13 protein-coding genes and 1 tRNA gene are annotated in these 19520 nt (G+C 56.0%); 7 read left to right on the top strand and 7 right to left on the bottom strand.

Annotated elements, in window-relative coordinates; all coding sequences use genetic code 11:
• Positions 1 to 263: 263 nt before the first annotated feature.
• From drt3b to NL123_RS29210, 5 genes are all read right to left on the bottom strand, one after another.
• Positions 264 to 2273, bottom strand: coding sequence for an antiviral reverse transcriptase Drt3b (drt3b, locus tag NL123_RS29230; protein ID WP_494356870.1), 2010 nt, complete (start codon positions 2271 to 2273; stop codon positions 264 to 266).
• Positions 2260 to 3486, bottom strand: a complete 1227-nt coding sequence (drt3a, locus tag NL123_RS29225; RefSeq protein WP_494356869.1) for an antiviral reverse transcriptase Drt3a — start codon at positions 3484 to 3486, stop codon at positions 2260 to 2262. Before drt3a ends, drt3b begins: the two co-directional genes overlap by 14 nt.
• Positions 3480 to 4097 (bottom strand): SLATT domain-containing protein, encoded by a 618-nt coding sequence (locus NL123_RS29220; protein WP_494356868.1) that lies wholly within the window; start codon positions 4095 to 4097, stop codon positions 3480 to 3482. The genes drt3a and NL123_RS29220 overlap by 7 nt, the downstream gene beginning before the upstream one ends.
• 438 nt (positions 4098 to 4535) lie before the next feature.
• Complete coding sequence (locus NL123_RS29215) at positions 4536 to 4811, bottom strand: hypothetical protein (RefSeq protein WP_494356867.1); 276 nt, start codon at positions 4809 to 4811, stop codon at positions 4536 to 4538.
• Entirely contained in the window at positions 4808 to 5788 is a 981-nt protein-coding gene (locus NL123_RS29210; protein ID WP_494356866.1) for a site-specific integrase, read from the bottom strand. Before NL123_RS29210 ends, NL123_RS29215 begins: the two co-directional genes overlap by 4 nt.
• A gap of 787 nt (positions 5789 to 6575) precedes the next feature.
• Here NL123_RS29210 and NL123_RS29205 point away from each other — a divergent pair.
• A complete protein-coding gene (locus NL123_RS29205; protein WP_494356865.1) occupies positions 6576 to 7217 on the top strand; it encodes a BRCT domain-containing protein in 642 nt (213 codons plus the stop codon).
• Positions 7218 to 7386: 169 nt separating this feature from the next.
• Here NL123_RS29205 and NL123_RS29200 read toward each other — a convergent pair.
• Positions 7387 to 7462, bottom strand: a tRNA-Thr gene (locus NL123_RS29200).
• 184 nt (positions 7463 to 7646) lie between these two features.
• On the opposite strand from NL123_RS29200, the gene NL123_RS29195 reads away from it, so the two are divergent.
• Positions 7647 to 8054: a hypothetical protein gene (locus tag NL123_RS29195; RefSeq protein WP_494356864.1), complete on the top strand. Its 408-nt coding sequence runs from the start codon at positions 7647 to 7649 to the stop codon at positions 8052 to 8054.
• A gap of 54 nt (positions 8055 to 8108) precedes the next feature.
• Here the strand turns inward: NL123_RS29195 and NL123_RS29190 are convergent, their stop codons facing one another.
• On the bottom strand, positions 8109 to 8333 hold the full coding sequence (locus tag NL123_RS29190) for a DUF2790 domain-containing protein (protein WP_494356863.1): 225 nt from the start codon (positions 8331 to 8333) through the stop codon (positions 8109 to 8111).
• A gap of 587 nt (positions 8334 to 8920) precedes the next feature.
• On the opposite strand from NL123_RS29190, the gene bcsQ reads away from it, so the two are divergent.
• Genes bcsQ through NL123_RS29165 form a run of 5 tightly spaced genes read left to right on the top strand, consistent with a single transcriptional unit; the run spans position 8921 to position 19515 of the window.
• The gene (gene bcsQ, locus NL123_RS29185) at positions 8921 to 9955 is read left to right on the top strand and encodes a cellulose biosynthesis protein BcsQ (RefSeq protein WP_494356862.1); all 1035 of its coding nucleotides are present in this window, start codon (positions 8921 to 8923) and stop codon (positions 9953 to 9955) included.
• Positions 9952 to 12171 (top strand): UDP-forming cellulose synthase catalytic subunit, encoded by a 2220-nt coding sequence (gene bcsA, locus NL123_RS29180; protein WP_494356861.1) that lies wholly within the window; start codon positions 9952 to 9954, stop codon positions 12169 to 12171. Before bcsQ ends, bcsA begins: the two co-directional genes overlap by 4 nt.
• The gene (gene bcsB, locus NL123_RS29175; RefSeq protein WP_494356860.1) at positions 12168 to 14441 is read left to right on the top strand and encodes a cellulose biosynthesis cyclic di-GMP-binding regulatory protein BcsB; all 2274 of its coding nucleotides are present in this window, start codon (positions 12168 to 12170) and stop codon (positions 14439 to 14441) included. Before bcsA ends, bcsB begins: the two co-directional genes overlap by 4 nt.
• Positions 14438 to 15634: a cellulose synthase complex periplasmic endoglucanase BcsZ gene (gene bcsZ / locus NL123_RS29170; protein WP_494356859.1), complete on the top strand. Its 1197-nt coding sequence runs from the start codon at positions 14438 to 14440 to the stop codon at positions 15632 to 15634. The genes bcsB and bcsZ overlap by 4 nt, the downstream gene beginning before the upstream one ends.
• On the top strand, positions 15616 to 19515 hold the full coding sequence (locus NL123_RS29165) for a cellulose biosynthesis protein BcsC (RefSeq protein WP_494356858.1): 3900 nt from the start codon (positions 15616 to 15618) through the stop codon (positions 19513 to 19515). Before bcsZ ends, NL123_RS29165 begins: the two co-directional genes overlap by 19 nt.
• The last annotated feature ends 5 nt before the right edge of the window (positions 19516 to 19520 follow it).

Raw genomic sequence — 19520 nt, 5'->3', positions numbered from 1 at the left:
CCTGATCTCCATAGAGTACAAATAGATGAGTAGTCTGCGGGAGCTTTCTACGACGAAAGCTATACGACTGAGCCTAACGCGGCTTCCACAATGACCGCGCGTACCAGCTTGCGTTCAAAAGGTGAAGTATGGGAAGAGGCAGGCGCTGAGGTTAAGTCATTGGTGTGTGTCCGGCACGAATGCCGGAGTCATCATGGGAGAAACAGCCTCGCATGGGTATTTGGCTCTTAACCTGTAAACACGCCCGCAATGCCATTGTGCCGCTACTCGTATGCGGTTTTCAACTCCTTTTTCTGCAGAAGCCTTTCGATCTTAATTCCCGCTTCACTCCAATCTATAAACCAATCATGCATAGATATAGCTTTGTATTCTTTTTTCAGTTCTGATGAGGTTGGACGCCTGCCGAACTCCGTCTGGAATGAGCAATTTATCATCCGCGCTTTAAATGCCCTATCCAGATACGGGCAGCGTACTAAGTCCAGCAAAAGGTGTGATGACTCAGAGTAAACAGATGCTCTCTGAGCTTTTAAGATTGTGATAATAATAGATTTTAGCTTTGTTTTAAGATCGCCATAGTCTGCATTATTTTTTATATAAAATAATACAGATATTAATTGAAAGTAATTGCCATTTTTTATTTTTTCAATCGAGTCATTAAATACAAACCTTGAAATATCTTCAGCTGAAACCAAATCTTCCCCTCCAGATATCTCTCTGAGAGCAATAAGAAGATTTATCACCTCCACACCTGAAGATACTTTGTCCGCCCTTTTATTCTTCATGGTGAATGTTATTTCATCTTGAATTTTTTTTACTATTTCATCGCCATACACGGGATTCATCAACTTAGCAATTCTACAGCAGATTATTGAAATCTGACTAACCAAGAATGTGCTTCTAACCCTTACATCCATCGAGTACACAAAAAAGGTTACATCTATAATCACCAGTAGAAATTTCAGAACGTTTTCTTGTTGGCCTTCATCAAGTGCAGCACTATAACCATACACTTCATGAGTCTTATTTTTTATGACCGTGAAAAAGTACCCGGTAATAGTTTCAAACTCAACCTCATTACTTCGAACAATCGCTTTGATGTCTCGGATAAGTCTATTTGCAACAATCCCAGGCCCTTTGAAATACTTAATAAATGTTATTCTTTCTTCAGGCTGGTCAACATGACTGTCTGCCCCCTCAACCACATCTGCGTCTGGGATCACACCTTTCTTGGATTCGTCGAAGGTATCAAATAATGCGGAGAAAATATCTTGAATATCTTTCTTCGCCATGGTGATCCCAGTTAGGAATGGGGCCCTGTGGCGCGAAATCTTTGATTCATTTAAATATAGCTTAACTTTTTCTAATGAGTTCTGAAATTCGTCCAACACATGCTCACCAACCTTGTCATCATTGTAGAATAAAAAATAATCGTCGACATAACGCCTTATGTCGTAACTACCTTGAAGGTGGAGATTTCCTTGAAGCACATTTTTATCTACATTTTGGAGTATTATCTCGGCAAAAATCCGACTAAATTCAGGTCCTATCACCAGGCCATCATTTCGGCCGAAATTTGCAGATTCCATTAACTTCGAGAACTTGTTCTCAAAGTTACTCGCCCCAAAGTGCTCCTTATGGTAGATCTCGTCTTTGACAGCCTCTCCAAGTCGTTTTGTAGAGATGTTATCAAAGCACTTTGATATATCAAACTTTATAAGTTTCTTGAATTTCTTTTCCAGCCTATGAAACTCATATGAATCATAGAACTTATATAGGAACGCGTATTTTTTATACAAAAAAAACGAGCTTGCGTATTTGAACTGCACAGCCATAGCGTCATCGACGTTAGCTTCAGCTCCTTCGTCTCTTATTGAGTTGTCACGTAGAGTATTATCTGGCTCATAGTACCACGTTGCAACTTCAGCAGGCGCGCGCAAACTGAACTCACTCCTGGCAGTAAGTCCGCACATCAAGCTGCTGTAAGTTTTGTAGAATCCCACAAAGTCTTGTTGGCTAGAGGGATGTATAAGATGGAGTGTTCGATAGCTTGAAGAGCTCTTAACTATCTTGTAGATGAATGGATGTGTCTCCTTACCCTGCTTTAATATCTCGCCTAGAAGGCCTTCATCTTTTTGATCGCCTGATCTTGAATAGAACCCCTCATTTGTGAGTAAAATTGGAACCTCGTACGGGAGGACCTCCGTCAGCAGTACTCGGCGATAATTAGACTTATAGACTCTTTTAAGTTTTTCTTCTTTCCTACTGCTTCTCATATTCGCCTTCTCTTTTCCAGCACTCTTTTATTAATGCAAATTCAGTTTTGGCGATTGGGTAAATCACCCTTTGATTAAATCCCTTGCTAAAACTTATGCCTTGCGTTGCGATACTGGCTTCCCGCATACATTTTGAGCCCGCCGCTCTATATATGCTGCCTCGCTTAGAGCGGCAGAGCTTCATTAGATATGTATCAAGGTCTTTTATTTGCTGGATATCAGACAAGGTTTTATTATTATAGTAGAATCCAGCCATTAAACCTTGTGACGAGCCATCTTCTTTGGATGGCTCACGAATGAGATAGTTGCCAGTAATAAATTTTAGCCGAAGGCACAACAAATCTACGTCTTTGTTTTTGGCAAGATCCAGAAAAGCTAAGGCGATACGGGTCTTCAGTTTTCTTATTCTATTTTTTGAAATGCGTATGATAGGGGACGAGGCAGTACCGATAATATGCTCATAGCCCAAAAAGCTGAGGCAATGAGCCTTTTTAAACATATCATCTGAATTAATTATTTTAATTTTTTTATGATTAACGTCAAGCTCAAGCTGCTTGAGCTTTCTTTCGACTTCTCCTTTAACTCTATCGCTTTCCGCATGGCAAAAAATTATAAAATCATCAACATACCTTGCATAATAATAGACCCCCTCTAATGCTCTAACATGCCTGTCAAATTCCCGGATATATAACTCCGAGAGTGAGGCGCTTATGCTGATACCCCTTGGTAGCCCAGGAGTAGCCGACACCGCAGGGCAGGAAAATACCTGTCTTATGATTCTTCTGTTTTGGTATGAAAGAATTCGGTTCGACTCTACTTTAGCGATAACTGTATCTCTAGGGATTGCCTCATAAAAACTCTTGATATCTCCTTTTATTATAGTGTAAGAACTAGTATCTGAGGCCAGAGAGCTTATTTGCTTTGTAATAGTATCACGATCCGCTTGTTTAACCTTATAGATCCGCCCTAATATTTTATTGACGCGCCTTAGGCTGTACACGCTCTCCAGTGACTGGGGCTTAAATACCATCTTTCCTTTTTTAGTATAAAAAGCAAGACTAGAGAAATCGCACCCCTTGTCCAAAATATTTTTGGCGACTAGATCAAGCTTCTCCAGATAGTCACTGCGTTTCCTGCCTAGCCTGAATCTGATGATGTCTTTAATAGACGTCAACCGCAATAAGCTTTTCCCAGTAAAGTTCTGATCTAGCAAGGTATAACTCCTTTTATTGCTAGGTAAATCCCAAGAAACATCCAGCCGACTGACATTAAAGACATCAATATGTAGAAATAGTAAAGCATTCCCCGCCCAATCAAACCAGCAACTAGCTCTGCAAGAGGCTTTGGGAAAAACCAACACGTCGCGCCCCTGATACTTTCTATGCTCAAGTCTACTTTGCTGTGATTTTCATATTTGGCAATTATTTCAGCATATTTTTCTGCATAACTCTTGAAGTTTTCTGCGGAGGGAGCGAATGCACCATCTTCAATTTTGTACTTTAATAATTTCTTGAAGTGGTTTAGCGATTGGGCGCATTCATGTATTTTTTCTGCGCGCGCACCATACTTCGCCCCAGACACCAATATTGATAACGCCAAAATAATTACAGGAAGACAATTCTGTCCGATATTTACATATATTTCATCTTGCCCTAGGTTTTTGCTATACAGAGCGACTATGAAAGATACAACTATTAGCGCAGTAGACGCCAATATTAAGGCAACATTTGACGCCCCTTCCAAGCTATTTAGTCTTCTGTATGAGTTAAATCTGTAGTCCGCCGTTAAATCAACTGAACTATAGAGTTTAAGGTACGCCGCCAAATTCTTTTGAGTAATAACCCACCCCTCTTATATGCAATTTTTTCTATGTATATTTTTCTAGCCAAAAAATCACGTGCCATGCGCTCGTGCTCAGGGGCCGCGCATCTGCAGAATATACGATAATGATATTGAAATGCCATGCCTCCCCCCTCCCTCGTAGACGCTGGCATGAAAATATTCGTAAGATTTAGCCAAGGGTGAATCAAATTACGCAGTTGGACGAATTTCGATAAGCCAGGAAATCTTTTGCGAAAGACGTTAGTTATCCGTATCTAAGAAATCAAAATCCACCAAAAAACCTGCTCTTCGGGTATGCGCTTATGGAGCACAAAAATACAGCGGGCGGTTTGAAATGTTCGTACGCGAGCGTGTAGGAATTGCTTCTTTTAGCGTTTTCGGCGAGCAAGCCTATAGGTTTCTTCGAGATCACAAACTAGATTAGGACCTGAACACCCACTTTTTCTCTAAGCGAAGTGTGAGTAACCGCACGGTCAACAAATAGTAATACCGAGTCGGCTGGCAGTGCCGATCTAGGTAATGCTCAAGAAACCAAGCCAAATGTTTTCTCTGCCAAGCCCAAGGTGTCTGTCTCTGCCAGCGATCTGCAATTTGAGCGTGGATAAGTTTCGCCTGCCGTACATGGTGTTGCCGCGTCGCGTGCGACCCGGTTAGCACGCCAGCCAAGAACAACTCCATATCGAATGGCTTGCTCATGTCCGTCCTCCAATGTAAGCCGCGACCACATCGATCCGACCGTGCCCCAGCTCGTAGCTAATTTGTCTCCGGGCCTCACGATCAAGGTTCCGATCTACCTGGCAACATTGGCCGCTGTTGATAGGCGCGCGGTTATGGGTGATTTGTTCATAACGCTCACACGAGTATGCCGCCCGTGGCTCATGGAAGCCTTTGAGGTTGTGTACATGCAGGATACCCCGTGCCGGGCGGATGATTTGTTGCAGAAGATCCACGTAGCTATAGTGGGCCGCAATCAGGTTGCGGCTACTCGTAGGCGAAACCTGTCGTGCAAACGCAAGTGCGCCTCGAATATGGTTGTTCATTGCAATCCAACGAGGTGCCGAGGCGCCGGCGCGCCCCCTTTTGATACCGTCCTGGATGTTGATCTTGCCGCAGGCTTCAGCCTCATGGATTAGCCGCGGCAGATCGGCCAAGATGGCTTTACGCAAGCGCATGCCGGTAGTTCGCGCTAACAGGACAATCGCTTCGGACCTTCCCTGATCGCGGCTGCAAAGCGCATCAACGATCTGCTTAACCTGTTCGCGGTATCTGCCCTGCGGCACCGACTGTCGAACCCCGCTGCGCCGCATACCCAACGCCTTGCTCGGGCTTGGCGCCTTCACGTCCTGATCACCGCGAAGCGCCGCCATGGTCCTGTTAACGCTGGATAGGCGGTTTTGTGCGGTGCTGACGGCGAGATCACCGCGCCTAACCATGTTGCGCAGATACGCCGCGTAGTCGGCCAACACCTTTCGATCAATCTGCCGCGCATCATTGATACCGGGCCCCTGTGCGGAGCGGCACCATTTCACAAATGCCTTCCGCTGATCAGAGTGCGCCTTGACCGTGCCGTAATGACCGCCGCCGAACATGTCTTTCAAAGCCTGCGGCCCCGCGTAGCTCAATTGCCTGCCGTAGCCGAAATTGCGGCTATCGCGTCTACCCACCAATGCCATGTCGGTCACCTCATCTTCTGCTCTCTAGTCCTCGCCCCACGTCATCCCGCCAAGAATGCTGAGTGTTATCAGGGATCAAGGCCCCTGCGACCTGTGAGGGTTGTCCACTAACGCGGGACTGACGGCTCCTTACGACCAGAAGCTTGGTCATCTAATGATCTGGCCTCCTGAACACTCCTGAAGGAGTGGGCGGGTGGAGGCTGCACTGGCTGACGAGACCAGCGCCGCGAGATCCTGAGTCAGGTGAAGGCTGTGACGCGATGACCGGGGCATGCCTGACTGTCAGTCAGGTGCAGTCCATTCCTTGGGCTGCGGCACCATCATCTGCATCGCTGTTGCTGGTGACTTCGGTGTTTGTCACGCCGATTGTCACGAGGGGCAATGCCGCAAAGCCTTGTACGAGTTGGGCTGCAGCAGCGGTAGGAGCGCCCGTCTCTTTCCCGGAGAAAGAGACGGGCGCAGGTTGGCGCAATGAAATGGCCAAACGGATAGGTTGCTGCAGGGCAGCCATGACAGGGGATGAGTTGCCGCAGTGGGCACACTGGTAAAAGTAGGCATCCATCACATTGCTGTGAGCGTGCGAGCCGCCGGACGCTAATCGCACTTTGGGAGAACCACCACGGTGTGGCGTAGCCTTAAAGGTTTTGGCTATCTGTGGGAAAGGGGACGGATCTATTTTCCAGATTCAAAATGGGATATGTACGCGCAGTGGTGCTAGCGTTGAATACAACATCTACTTACTAACGCGTCGATATCAAGCCAGTTCCCACCCCAAGGAAAACCCGTAATGGATCTACACCACGAGTTCGAAAACAGTAAATTCTTCAACCGTGCCCGTATCGATCGTCGCGCCGCCGACGCCTTGGTGGGGTTGGCCGCTGGAATTACGGCGGATGGTGTGGTGAACACATCGGAAGCGGTTTTTCTAAAGCAATGGCTGGAAAACAATCTCGCGCATCTGAACGATCCGGTGATCAATCTGCTGTATTCGCGTTTGGCGTGCATGCTTCAGGACGATGCGCTAGACGTGGATGAGTCCCAGGAGTTGCTTAACATTCTGCGTGGTTTTTCTGGAGTGGACATTGAGAGAGCGAAGGTCGGCGGCACAGTTGCCGTTACTCCTACGGACCTGCCCTTCAATTCACCAGCCCCTGATTTGGTGTGGGATGGCCGGATGTTTGTATTTACGGGTGTCATGAGCTTTGGGCCGCGCAAGGATTGTCAGGCGCTGGTCGAAGAACGAGGTGGTTTGATTGGGGGCGGTGTGAGCAAGAAGGTGCATTACCTAGTGGTCGGAAGCGTGGGTAATGAGCAGTGGCGCCACAGTACCTATGGGACGAAGATCATGAAGGCAGTGGAGTTGCGGGAGGCAGGAGCTTCGATTGCCATTGTGGGTGAGGATCATTGGCAAAGGATGCTGTTTGGTTGAGGTCGCTGCGTTTTTGGTGTCTTGGGAAACGCAGGCCTTTCTTTGGTGAATAGATCGTCGCTGGGTTTGATGGTCTCATCGCGAGCAGGCTCGCTCCCAAGGGTTTCAGGGGGGGGGACGTTTCAGAAACAACAAAGCCCCTGCATTTCTGCAGGGGCTTTGTCTTATATGGTGCCGGCACCAGGAGTCGAACCCGGGACCTACTGATTACAAGTCAGTTGCTCTACCAACTGAGCTATACCGGCGTGTTAGGGCGACGATTATAGCGATTGGCAAGGTTCTGTAAACCCCTGAATTCTGACTATTTTTGCAGACCCCACGCTTTTTCCACGCACGCCCCTTTTTCCTGCTGGCGAGTGTAGGATTTCTCCCTTGCCATCGAAGGGTCTACCCCGGCAAAAATCTTCTCCAAACCCAAGGAAGCCCCACGTGAAACGGACTCTCTCGCTGTCCCTCATCCTCCTCACTGCCGCGCTCGCTGGGTGTTCGTCCAACAAACCCGCCAACGACCCCGCGCTGGTGGGCACCTGGAAGGGCCTGCGCACCGAGACCGGTAAATGTCAGTTCCTGTCGTGGACCAATACCCTCAAGCCCGACGGTCGTTTTGTGATTACCTTCTACCGCGATGCGCAGCAGACCAAGGTGATTCAGACCGAGCAGGGTTCGTGGTCGGCAGCCAATGGCAGGAATGAGTTGCGTACCGACGGTGTGCGTTCGCCGGATGTGTACACCTATAAGCTGCTGGACGCAGACACGGTGCATTACGTGAGTGTGGCGTCGGATCCGACCAGCGATTGCCAGGATGACTACGCGTTCACCGAGCGTCGTGTGCGCTAAGCCTTCAGAAAACGCTCCGAAACCGGGCACTCAGGTGCCCGGTTCGCGCAAGCCTCAACTGCCTTCTGCGCAGTTATCTGCAAACTTCTTGTAGTCCAATACCTGTTGCTGCCCGTGGGAATCCAGGTAGGTCATGTGCGCATTCACGATCCCACACGCTCCGTTTGTGTCTTCGACAGTGGTCAGCACGCGCTGGACATCCAGCTTGGGCTGTACGTCGGCGTGGGCGTTGACGGCAAAAGCCAGCAGGCTGACGGCGATCAAGGTGTTCCAGTTCATGGTGGGTATCCTCCGGGTTCAACAAGTGGGTGTGGGCTTATTGAGCGCCCTGGAGGTATCTGCACTGTGTCATGCGGCGCGGGTTTTGCTTCGTTGTGTAGCGAGACCTTGGCTGCATACAAAGCGATACATCGGCCGTAGCCGTGTGGGTCATTTGGATCGACCGCTCAGCCGGTTTTCCCTTGAATACAGGTGCGGTTTCCGTATTCTGTGCCGCGATATAAACCGTCAGTTTAATCGCGGTTTCGTGTAGGCAAATTTTCGAGACAATGTAGGGCAACTGAATATCTGTTGATGCATATGTCAGTTTTGTGTCGTTTTTGTCCAGTCGGCCAAGATTTTTTGTGAAATAACGATGCAAGTACATGTTCTTAAAACGAATGGGTTTTTCTTCATAAAATCGTCGTAAAAATGGCGCCAGGCCGTTCGTCGGATTAAATTGAACTTAAAACATCAAAATACTGACACCATCATTGTGATATCACAGAATGCGCCCGACACCACATAACTAGAAAAAACCAGGTCAGCTCCTTGCTGGCCTTTTTATCGCCTTTATAAAGCGCAAATCAGGTGGGGAGGGGCAGTGAGTGAGTCGGGCAGATGACATTTCAAAGCTATTCAACAAGCTCGGTGCCAACCCGAGTGGCTATCGCGAGATCGACTTTGTCCATGAGTTCATCGAGGACGAAGTCGAGGTCCTGGAAGCCCCCGCAGTCACTCCAGCCCCGCTTGAGATCGAAGCCCCCTCGGCGCCTCTGCTGCGCTTGCTGGAGGAACTGAGCCAAGGCGAAGCCGACCACCTGCAGCCGCCCGAAGTGGTGGAAGGGCGGGACGGCCAGGTGTACTCCGAGCAATCGAGCCCGAAAGTCGTGGTGTTGGTCTCGGTCAAGGGCGGCGTCGGTCGCAGTACCCTCGCGGCTGCACTTGCCAGTGGCTTGCAGCGCCAGGGCCGCCCGGCACTGGCCCTGGACCTGGACCCGCAAAACGCCCTGCGCCACCACCTGTGCCTGGGGCTCGACATGCCCGGCGTTGGCGCCACCAGCTTGCGCAACGAAGGCTGGGAAGCCCTGCCCGAACGTGGTTTTGCCGGTTGCCGACTGGTGGCATTCGGCGCCACTGACCACGAGCAACAGCACAGCCTCAATCGCTGGTTGGGCCAGGACAGCGAGTGGCTCGGCAAGCGCCTGTCCGGTCTCAAGTTGAACGGCCAGGACACCGTGATCATCGACGTCCCCGCCGGCAATACCGTCTACCTCAGCCAGGCCATGTCAGTCGCCGACGCGGTGCTGGTGGTGGTACAGCCAGACGTGGCCTCGTTCAGCACGCTCGACCAGATGGACAGCATCCTGGCGCCATACCTCCAGCGTGCCAAACCGCCACAACGCTTCTACGTGATCAACCAGTTGGACTGTGCCCACCGCTTCAGCCTGGACATGGCCGAGGTGTTCAAGACCCGCCTGGGCGCTGCGCTGTTGGGGACGGTCCACCGCGACCCCACGTTCAGCGAAGCCCAGGCCTACGGGCGTGATCCCCTCGACCCAACCGTCAACAGTATCGGCAGCCAGGACGTCCACGCCCTGTGCCGCACCTTGCTCGAACGCATCGACTCGGACCTTCCATGACCGACACTACGTCCTCCACGCCCTTCGTCGAAGGGCGCGCCGAACAGCGCCTCAATGGCGCCATCGCGCGCTTCAACCGGTGGCCTGCGGCGCTGCGTACGGTACTGGTTGTCGCCAGTTGCGTGCTCGGTGCCCTGCTGTTGATGGGCATTATCAGCGCGCCGCTCGACCTCTACAGCCAGTGCCTGTTCGCGGGTGTGTGCTTCCTCGCGGTGCTGGTGCTGCGCAAGATCCCGGGGCGCCTGGCGATCCTCGCGTTGGTGGTGCTGTCGCTGGTGGCGTCGTTGCGCTACATGTTCTGGCGCCTCACCTCCACCCTCGGCTTTGAAACCTGGGTCGACATGTTCTTCGGCTATGGCCTGGTCGCGGCTGAGTTCTACGCCATGGTCGTGCTCATCTTCGGCTACGTGCAAACCGCCTGGCCGCTGCGCCGCACGCCGGTGTGGCTCAAGACCGAGCCGGAGGAATGGCCGACGGTCGACGTGTTCATCCCCACCTATAACGAAGCGCTGAGCATCGTAAAGCTGACCATTTTCGCCGCCCAGGCGATGGACTGGCCCAAGGACAAGCTGCGCGTCCACGTACTCGATGACGGCCGCCGCGACGACTTCCGCGACTTCTGCCGCAAGGTCGGGGTGAACTACATCCGCCGCGACAACAACTTCCACGCCAAGGCCGGTAACCTCAACGAAGCGTTGAAAGTCACCGACGGCGAATACATCGCGCTGTTCGACGCCGACCACGTGCCGACGCGTTCCTTCCTGCAAGTGAGCCTGGGCTGGTTCCTCAAGGACCCGAAGCTGGCGATGCTGCAAACGCCGCACTTCTTCTTTTCGCCGGACCCGTTCGAAAAGAACCTCGACACCTTCCGCGCCGTGCCCAACGAGGGTGAGCTGTTCTACGGCCTGGTGCAGGACGGCAACGACCTGTGGAACGCCACGTTCTTCTGCGGCTCCTGCGCCGTCATCCGCCGTGAGCCGCTGCTGGAAATCGGCGGCGTGGCCATCGAGACGGTGACCGAAGACGCCCACACCGCGCTCAAGCTCAATCGCCTCGGCTACAACACCGCCTACCTGGCCATCCCGCAAGCCGCGGGCCTGGCCACCGAAAGCCTGTCGCGCCACATCAACCAGCGGATTCGCTGGGCGCGGGGCATGGCGCAGATTTTCCGCACCGACAACCCGTTGCTCGGCAAAGGCCTGAAGTGGGGCCAGCGCATCTGCTACGCCAACGCCATGCTGCACTTCTTTTATGGGTTGCCGCGCCTGGTGTTCCTCACTGCGCCGCTGGCCTACCTGGTGTTCGGCGCCGAGATTTTCCACGCCTCGGCGCTGATGATCGTCGCCTACGTGCTGCCGCACCTGGTGCACTCCAGCCTGACCAACTCACGGATCCAGGGGCGCTTCCGTCACTCGTTCTGGAACGAGGTCTACGAGACCGTACTGGCCTGGTACATCCTGCCGCCGGTGCTGGTCGCGCTGGTCAACCCCAAGGCCGGTGGCTTCAACGTCACCGACAAGGGCGGCATCATCGACAAGCAGTTCTTCGACTGGAAACTGGCGCGCCCGTACCTGGTGCTGCTGCTGGTCAACCTGATTGGTATTGGTTTCGGCGTGCATCAGTTGGTGTATGGCGATGAGTCCACCGCTGTCACCGTGGCGATCAACCTGACCTGGACCCTCTACAACCTGATCATCACCAGCGCCGCCGTGGCGGTGGCCTCCGAGACGCGCCAAGTGCGTTCCGAGCCGCGTGTGAGTGCGAAGCTGCCGGTGAGTATTATTTGTTCCGACGGTCGTGTGCTTCACGGGATCACCCAGGACTTCTCGCAGAATGGCTTCGGCCTGATCCTCGATGATGGTCACTCCATCACCCAAGGTGAACGGGTGAAGCTGGTGCTGTCGCGCAACGGTCAGGACAACCTGTTCCAGGCGCGGGTGGCGTTCAGCAAAGGTACACAGATTGGTGCGCAGTTCGAGTCATTGACCCTGCGCGAGCAAAGCGAACTGGTGCGCCTGACGTTCTCACGTGCCGACACCTGGGCCGCCAGCTGGGGCGCCGGCCAGCCGGACACACCGCTGGCAGCCTTGCGTGAAGTCGGCGGTATCGGCATCGGCGGTCTGTTCACGCTGTGCCGCGCCACCCTGCATGAATTACGTATGGCCCTGCGCCGCACGCCCTCACAACCGCTTGATACGTTGATGGACAAGCCATGACCTCCACCCCTTTTTTCGCGCGCGCTCATTCGCGCGCCGCACATGCGTTGCTGATCGCTTCGCTGCTGGGCCTGAGCCCACTGCTGCAAGCGGCCGACAAAGCAGTGATTGCTCCCGCTGCCGTGCAAGGTGCCGAGAACGGCTACAGCCTGACGCTCAAGCAACTGGGGCGTCGCGACAGCATGAACCTGCAGGGTGTGGAGTCATCTGACAGCGTCAACTTCGACATCCGTGCTGACCAGGTCGTGACGGGCGCCCAACTGTTGCTCAACTACAGCTATTCGCCGGCGCTGCTGGCGGAGCTGTCGCAGATCAACGTGCTGGTCAACGACGAAGTCGCCGCCAGCCTGCCGTTGCCAAAAGAGGGCGCCGGCACCCCGCAACAGGCCGTCGTGCAAATTGCGCCGCACCTGATCACCGAGTTCAACCGCCTGCGCTTGCAGTTCATCGGTCACTACACCATGTCCTGCGAGGACCCGCTGCACAGCAGCCTCTGGGCAAAAATCAGCAACACCAGCGAGCTGAAAGTGCAGGTCTCGCCGATCCTGTTGAAAGACGATCTGTCGGTGCTGCCGCTGCCGTTCTTCGATAAGCGTGATGCGCGTCAGGTCAACCTGCCGTTCGTGTTCGCAACCGCACCGGATAACGCCACGCTGGAAGCAGCGGCGACGCTGTCGTCATGGTTTGGCGCAATGGCCAGCTACCGTGGTGCTACTTTCCCCGCTGCCTACGGCACGATCCCGGCCAAGGGCAACGCCATTGTGCTGGTGCTCAGCCCGAATGCGGTCGACGTCAATGGCGTGAAAGTGGCGCAAGCCAGCGGGCCGACCCTGAGCCTGATCGCCAACCCCAACGACCCCCAGGGCAAGTTGCTGATCGTGTCGGGGCGCGACGGCGCCGAACTCAAGCGCGCCGCCACGGCGGTGGCGCTGGGCAACCCGGTGCTTGCCGGCAACAGCGTGGTCATCGACAAACTTGAAAGCCTGGCTCCGCGCCGCCCCTATGACGCGCCGAACTGGGTGCCCAGTGATCGCCCGGTACGTCTGGGCGAACTGGTCGAGCTGAAAAAGCTCAGCGTCGCGGGCTACAACCCGGGCGCCATCAACGTCGACTTCCGCCTGCCGCCCGACCTGTTCAACTGGCGTGAAGAAGGCGTGCCGCTGCACCTCAAGTACCGCTACACGCCGCAGCAAGTGTCGACCAATTCGTCATTGCTGGTGGGGCTGGATGACCAGTTCATGAAGTCGATGCCACTGCCGTCGATCACCAGCCTGGCAGACGGCAAGACCCTGTTGAGCATGATGCAGAAAGACAACACGCTGCCGCGCGAAGCCACGGTGTTGCTGCCGATCAGCTCGGCGTCGCCGATGTCCAAGCTGCAGCTGCGCTTTATGTACGACTACATCAAGGAAGGCGAATGCCGCGACATCATCGTCGATAACATGCGCGGTACCATCGACCCGGATTCGAGCCTGGACATCAGCGGCTACCAACACTTCATCGCCATGCCCAACCTGGGCGTGTTCAACGATGCCGGTTTCCCGTTCACCCGCCTGGCGGACCTGTCCGAGTCGGCCGTGGTGTTGCCTGACACCTTTGGCACCGACGAGTTGAGTGCCTACTTGACCATCCTGGGCCGCTTCGGCGAGTCCACCGGTTACCCGGCGACCGCCGTCAAAGTGGTGCAAGCCAAGGACGTGCAAAGTGTGGCTGACAAAGACCTGCTGGTGATCGCCACCGGTGCCGACCAGCCCTTGTTCAAGCAATGGCAGCAGTACCTGCCGGCGACGGTCGATGGCCCGCAGCAGCACTTCAAACTGTCGGACCTGCCGCGCTACGTCAGCAACTGGGTCAGCCCGGACGCCGAAGCCAACAAGCACGCGGCCAACGCCGCCATCAGCTTCAACAGCTTGAGCACCAGCACGTGGTTTGCCGGTTTCGAGTCGCCGCTCAAGGTCGGGCGCAGTGTGGTGCTGATCTCCAGTTCCAGGCCCGAAGGCCTGCAAGCCGCGACCGCTGTGCTGATTGGCGGCGATCAATATAAAGAAACCATCCAGGGCAGCCTGGCGGTGGTGCAGGGCACGCAGGTCAGCTCACTGGTGGCTGACCAGCAGTACTACGTCGGCAAATTGGGCTGGTTCAAGTCGGTGCAATGGCAACTGTCGCAAAACCTGGGTTGGATGTTGTTGTTCACCTTCCTGGGCCTGGCGATTGTCACCTGCCTGATCTACCTGTCCTTGCGTGCCCGTGCAAAACGGCGGTTGGCATGATGCGTCCAGCCGCTTGGGCCTGGGTGGGCGCCGCGATGTTTGCGGGGGCAGCCCAGGCCCAGACGTGTGATGCGCAATGGCCGCTGTGGCAGAACTATGCCACGCGCTTTGTGCAGGATGACGGGCGGGTGTTGAACTCGTCCCTGAACCCCAGCGAGAGCAATTCCGAAGGCCAGTCCTACGCCATGTTCTTTGCCCTGGTCGGCAACGATCGCGCGCGCTTCGACAAGCTGTGGACGTGGACCAAGTCCAACATGGCCGGCAATGACCTCAGCCACAACCTGTTCGCCTGGCTGTGGGGCAAGAACAAAGATGGCCAGTGGGGCGTGATCGATGCCAACTCCGCCAGCGATGCCGATCTGTGGATCGCCTATGCGTTGCTCGAAGCTGCGCGCATCTGGAATGTGCCGCAGTACCGTGCCGACGCGCAATTGGTGTTGGCCAATGTGGAAAAGACCCTGATCGTACGTGTACCGGGCCTGGGCAAGATGCTGTTGCCGGGGCCTGTGGGCTATTCGTATCCGGGTGGTTTGTGGCGCTTCAATCCCAGCTATCAAGTGTTGGCGCAATTGCGCCGCTTCCACAAAGAGCGCCCGAACGGCGGCTGGAATGATGTGGCCGACAGCAACGCGAAGATGCTGGCCGACCCCCAAAGCAACCCTCATGGCTTTGCCGCCAACTGGGTGGGCTACCGCGCCACCAGTACCAATACCGGCGTGTTTGTGGTTGACCCGTACTCTGACGATCTGGGCAGTTACGACGCTATCCGCACCTACCTGTGGGCCGGGATGACGGCGAAGAGCGACCCCCTCGCGGCGCCGATGCTCAAGGCGTTGGGTGGGCTGTCACGGGCGACGGCTGCGTCGGTCAATGGCCTGCCGCCGGAGAAGGTCCATGTGCTCACCGGCGAAGTCGAGAAGAACAATGGCTACTCGCCGCTGGGGTTCTCGGCGTCGGCCATGGTGTTCTTCCAGGCACGGGGCGAGACCGCCCTGGCGCAACTGCAAAAGCACAAGCTCGACGACGTGTTGGGCAAGGCCATGGCCCCCGACGCGCCCGATGCCGCGCAGCCGGTTTATTACGACTACATGCTTAGCCTGTTCGGCAAAGGTTTTGCCGATCAAAAGTACCGTTTCGAGCAAGACGGTACGGTCACATTATTCTGGGAGGGCGCATGCGCCGCCACACGCTAGCCCTTGCGATATTGGCCACCCTGGCGTCCAGCGCCAGCCTGGCTGCAACCAGCGACCCACAAGCCTTGCTGATCGAGCAGGGTAACTATTGGCAGTCGAAGAAAAACCCCGAGCGCGCCCTGGAAAGCTGGCAGAAACTGCTCAGCCTGAGCCCCGAGCAGCCGGACGCGCTGTATGGCATCGGCCTGATCCAGGTGCAACAGCAGCACCCGGAAGAGGCGCAGAAATACCTGGCCCGCCTGCGTGCAATTTCGCCCCTGCCGCGCCAGGCCTTGCAGCTTGAACAAGACATTGCCGTCAACACCCCCACCAACGCCAAGTTGCTGGAGCAAGCCCGTGAGCTGGGTGAGCCGGTTGAAGATCGCGAAAAAGCCGTGGCGCTGTACCGCCAGATTTTCCAGGGGCGCCAGCCTCAGGGCCTGATCGCGCGTGAGTATTACAACGCCTTGGCGTTCACCCCCAAGGGCACGGCCGAAGGGATCGCCGGCCTGCAACGTGTCACGCGTGAGCGCCCGAATGATTCGATCGCCGCGCTGTTCCTGGCCCGGCACTTGGCGCGTAACCCGTCCACCCGCGTCGAAGGTATTCGTGCGATGGAGCGCCTGTCGACCGACAACGACGTGGGCGGCGCCGCCGATGAAGGCTGGCGTTTTGCACTGGTGTGGCTCGGTGCACCGAACCGTGACCAGGTGCCGTTGTTCCAGCAGTTCCTGGCCAAGCATCCGGATGACACTGAGATCCGTGCGCTGATGAACAAAGGCATTGCCCAGAGCAAGGGCGATGGCGGCTGGCAGCGTGATCCCAAGTTGGTCAAAGCGTTCAAGGCGCTGGACGACGGTGACCTGAAAACCGCCGAGCCGCTGTTGGCGGCGCGCCTCGCGGAAAAGCCCAACGATGTCGATGCCCTCGGTGGCATGGGCGTGGTGCGCCAGCAGCAACAGCGCTTCAGCGAGGCGGAGCATTACCTCGGGCAAGCCACACGCCTGCCTGGCGGCGCTGCCTGGCAAAAGGCCCTGAACGAAGTGCGCTACTGGAGCCTGCTCAACCAGGCACGCGACGCGCAAACTGCCGGCCGTAGCAGCCAAGCCCTTGACCTGGCGGCCCAAGCCGAGCGCTTGAACCCGAGTCGCGCCGACGCCGCCGTGGCCCTGGCCGGCTTCCAGGCCCAGGACAATCAGTTCGACGCCGCTGAAGCCACGTACCGCAAAGTGCTGGCGCGCAACCCTGGCGACCCGGATGCCTTGAATGGCCTGATCGGCGTGCTGTCCCAATCGGGTCGCCCGGACGAAGCGTTGAAGCTGATCGATTCGGTGTCGCCGGCCGACCGTGCCAAGTTCTCCTCGACGGCCAAGATCAAAGCCATGCGCGCCACCCAGTTGGGCAAGTTGGCCGATCAGCGCGGCGACTTGAAAGCCGCCCAGGCGGCGTATCAGCAAGCGCTTGATGCCGATCCGGAAAACCCCTGGACACGTTTCGCCCTTGCGCGGGTCTACCTGCGGGATGGCCAGATCCGCAACGCCCGCGCCTTGATCGATGGCCTGCTCAAAAGCCAGCCGAACCAGCCGGATGCGCTGTACACCAGCACCTTGCTGTCGGTTGAGCTGGGCGAGTGGAAGGCGGCCGACGCCACCTTGTCACGCATTCCGGTCGGCCAGCGCACGGCGGATATGAATGAGTTGGCGAGCGATATCGCCCTGCACAAACAGACGGACATCGCTGTCGAAACCGCGCGCCGTGGTCAGCGTCCCGAGGCCTTGGCCTTGCTCGGTCGCAGTGCCGCGCTGGCCGGTAAAAAACCGGAACGCCTGGCGGTGCTGGCGTCTGCCTATGTCGATGTGGGCGCACCGGAAGAAGGCCTGCAGATCATGCAAGGCGTGCTGGAAAAGACTCCGAACCCGACCGCCGACCAAAAGCTGCTCTACGCCAGCGTATTGCTCAAGGCCAATCACTACACCGAAGCCGGCGATATCCTGCGTGAGTTGCAGGGCCAACCCCTGAGCGACGCCGGACGCCAGCGCTACGAAGACCTGATCTTTCAATACCGGGTCAAGCAAGCCGACGCATTGCGTGAGAAGAACGACCTGGTGGCGGCGTACGACATGCTCTCGCCAGCCCTGGCCCAGCGACCTAACGACACGTCGGCCATTGGTGCACTGGCGCGCATGTACGCTGCGGGCGGCGATGGCAAAAAAGCCATGGACCTCTACCGGCCGCTGGTCCAGCAAAACCCGGGTAACGCTCAGTTGCAACTGGGTCTGGCGGACATCGCCTTGAAGGGGGGCGACCGTGGCCTGGCGCAATCGGCTGCCGACAAGGCATTGACCCTGGAACCTACGAGTGCCGAAGTGCTGACGTCGGCTGCGGGTATCTACCGTGGCCTGGGTCGCAATAACGAAGCCACTGAATTGCTGCGTCGCGCGCTGGCCATCGAAAACACCCAGCGTGCCCAGGCGCGGTCGGCCCTGGCAGACGCCCAGGGCGTGGCCTACAACCCCTTCGTCGGCTTGCCTGGCCAGCGTCGGCAAATTACCGACCTGGCGGTGGATCGCGGCACCGTGCCGCCGCCCATCGATGCGCCGGCCAACGTGATGCCAGCGCCGGTCGCGGCCACTGTTCCGACAAATGCCATGGCAAGCAACGGCTATGCGCCGTCGAACAACTTGAGTGATCCGTTTGTGCCGCCAACGCGGATTGCCGCGCTGGACAACCCGACCTTGAGCCCTGCGCAACGGGCCCTCGATTCGATGCTGCGTGACCGTAGCGGTTACCTGGTCCAGGGCCTGAGCGTGCGCAGCAACAACGGTGAAAGTGGCTTGAGCAAAATTACCCAAGTGGACACGCCGTTCGAAGCGCGCATGCCGGTGGGCGACATGAACGTGGCGTTGCGTGTGACGCCGGTGAGTTTGAGTTCGGGGACGGTCAAAGCCATTTCGGCTGCGCGTTTTGGTGGTGGCAAAGGTACCGATGATTCCAAGCGAGAGAACGGTGTCGGCCTGGCTGTTGCCGTTGAGGACCCGGCGCAAGGCGTCAAGGCTGACATCGGCGTGAGCCCCCTGGGCTTTACCTACAACACGGTGGTCGGTGGCGCGAGTGTGAATCGACCGTTTACCGAAGGCGGCAACCTGCGTTATGGCGTCAATGTTTCACGGCGTCCGGTGACAGACAGCGTGACCTCGTTTGCCGGTTCGACCGCCAGGATCACTGAGGCTGATGGCCAGGTCCACGATAAGAAGTGGGGCGGCGTCACCGCTAACGGCGGGCGTGCCGAGCTGAGCTACGACGACCAAGAGGTGGGTGCATACGGCTACGCGTCATTGCACAAGTTGCTTGGCAATCATGTCGAGGATAACACCCGTATGGAGTTGGGCAGCGGCGTCTACTGGTACCTGCGCAACACGCCGACCGACACCCTCACCCTGGGCGTCAGCGGCATGGCCATGGGCTTCAAGGACAACCAGGGTTTCTACACCTATGGGCAGGGCGGCTATTTCAGCCCGCAACGCTTCTTCTCCCTGGCCGTACCAGTCCGATGGGCACAGAGCTTCGACCGTTTCAGCTATGAGTTGAAAAGTTCGGTGGGCGTGCAATATATCGCGCAAGATGGCGCCGATTATTTCCCGAAAGACAGCGATCTTCAGGAACGCGCTACGGGTACCAAAAAATACGACAGCAGCAGCAAGACCGGCATCGGCTACAGCCTCAACGCGGCTGCTGAATACCGTCTTTCTTCACGCTTTTACCTGGGTGGCGAAGTCGGTGTCGACAACGCCCAGGATTATCGCCAGTACGTCGGCAACGCGTACCTGCGCTACCTGTTTGAAGACCTGAGCGGGCCTATGCCGCTGCCGGTCAGCCCTTACCGTTCCCCGTATTCGAATTGATTGAT

Source organism: Pseudomonas sp. FBCC-B1565, assembly GCF_059133265.1.
This window is presented reverse-complemented; position numbering and strand designations above follow the sequence as displayed.

Bases quoted from the DNA above. Each gene is read 5' to 3' on its own strand.
- drt3b (WP_494356870.1), bottom strand. From the start codon at position 2,273: ATGAGAAGCAGTAGGAAAGAAGAAAAACTTAAAAGAGTCTATAAGTCT.
- NL123_RS29215 (WP_494356867.1), bottom strand. From the start codon at position 4,811: ATGAGCAAGCCATTCGATATGGAGTTGTTCTTGGCTGGCGTGCTAACC.
- NL123_RS29210 (WP_494356866.1), bottom strand. From the start codon at position 5,788: ATGGCATTGGTGGGTAGACGCGATAGCCGCAATTTCGGCTACGGCAGG.
- NL123_RS29205 (WP_494356865.1), top strand. From the start codon at position 6,576: ATGGATCTACACCACGAGTTCGAAAACAGTAAATTCTTCAACCGTGCC.
- NL123_RS29190 (WP_494356863.1), bottom strand. From the start codon at position 8,333: ATGAACTGGAACACCTTGATCGCCGTCAGCCTGCTGGCTTTTGCCGTC.
- bcsA (WP_494356861.1), top strand. From the start codon at position 9,952: ATGACCGACACTACGTCCTCCACGCCCTTCGTCGAAGGGCGCGCCGAA.
- bcsB (WP_494356860.1), top strand. From the start codon at position 12,168: ATGACCTCCACCCCTTTTTTCGCGCGCGCTCATTCGCGCGCCGCACAT.
- bcsZ (WP_494356859.1), top strand. From the start codon at position 14,438: ATGATGCGTCCAGCCGCTTGGGCCTGGGTGGGCGCCGCGATGTTTGCG.
- NL123_RS29165 (WP_494356858.1), top strand. From the start codon at position 15,616: ATGCGCCGCCACACGCTAGCCCTTGCGATATTGGCCACCCTGGCGTCC.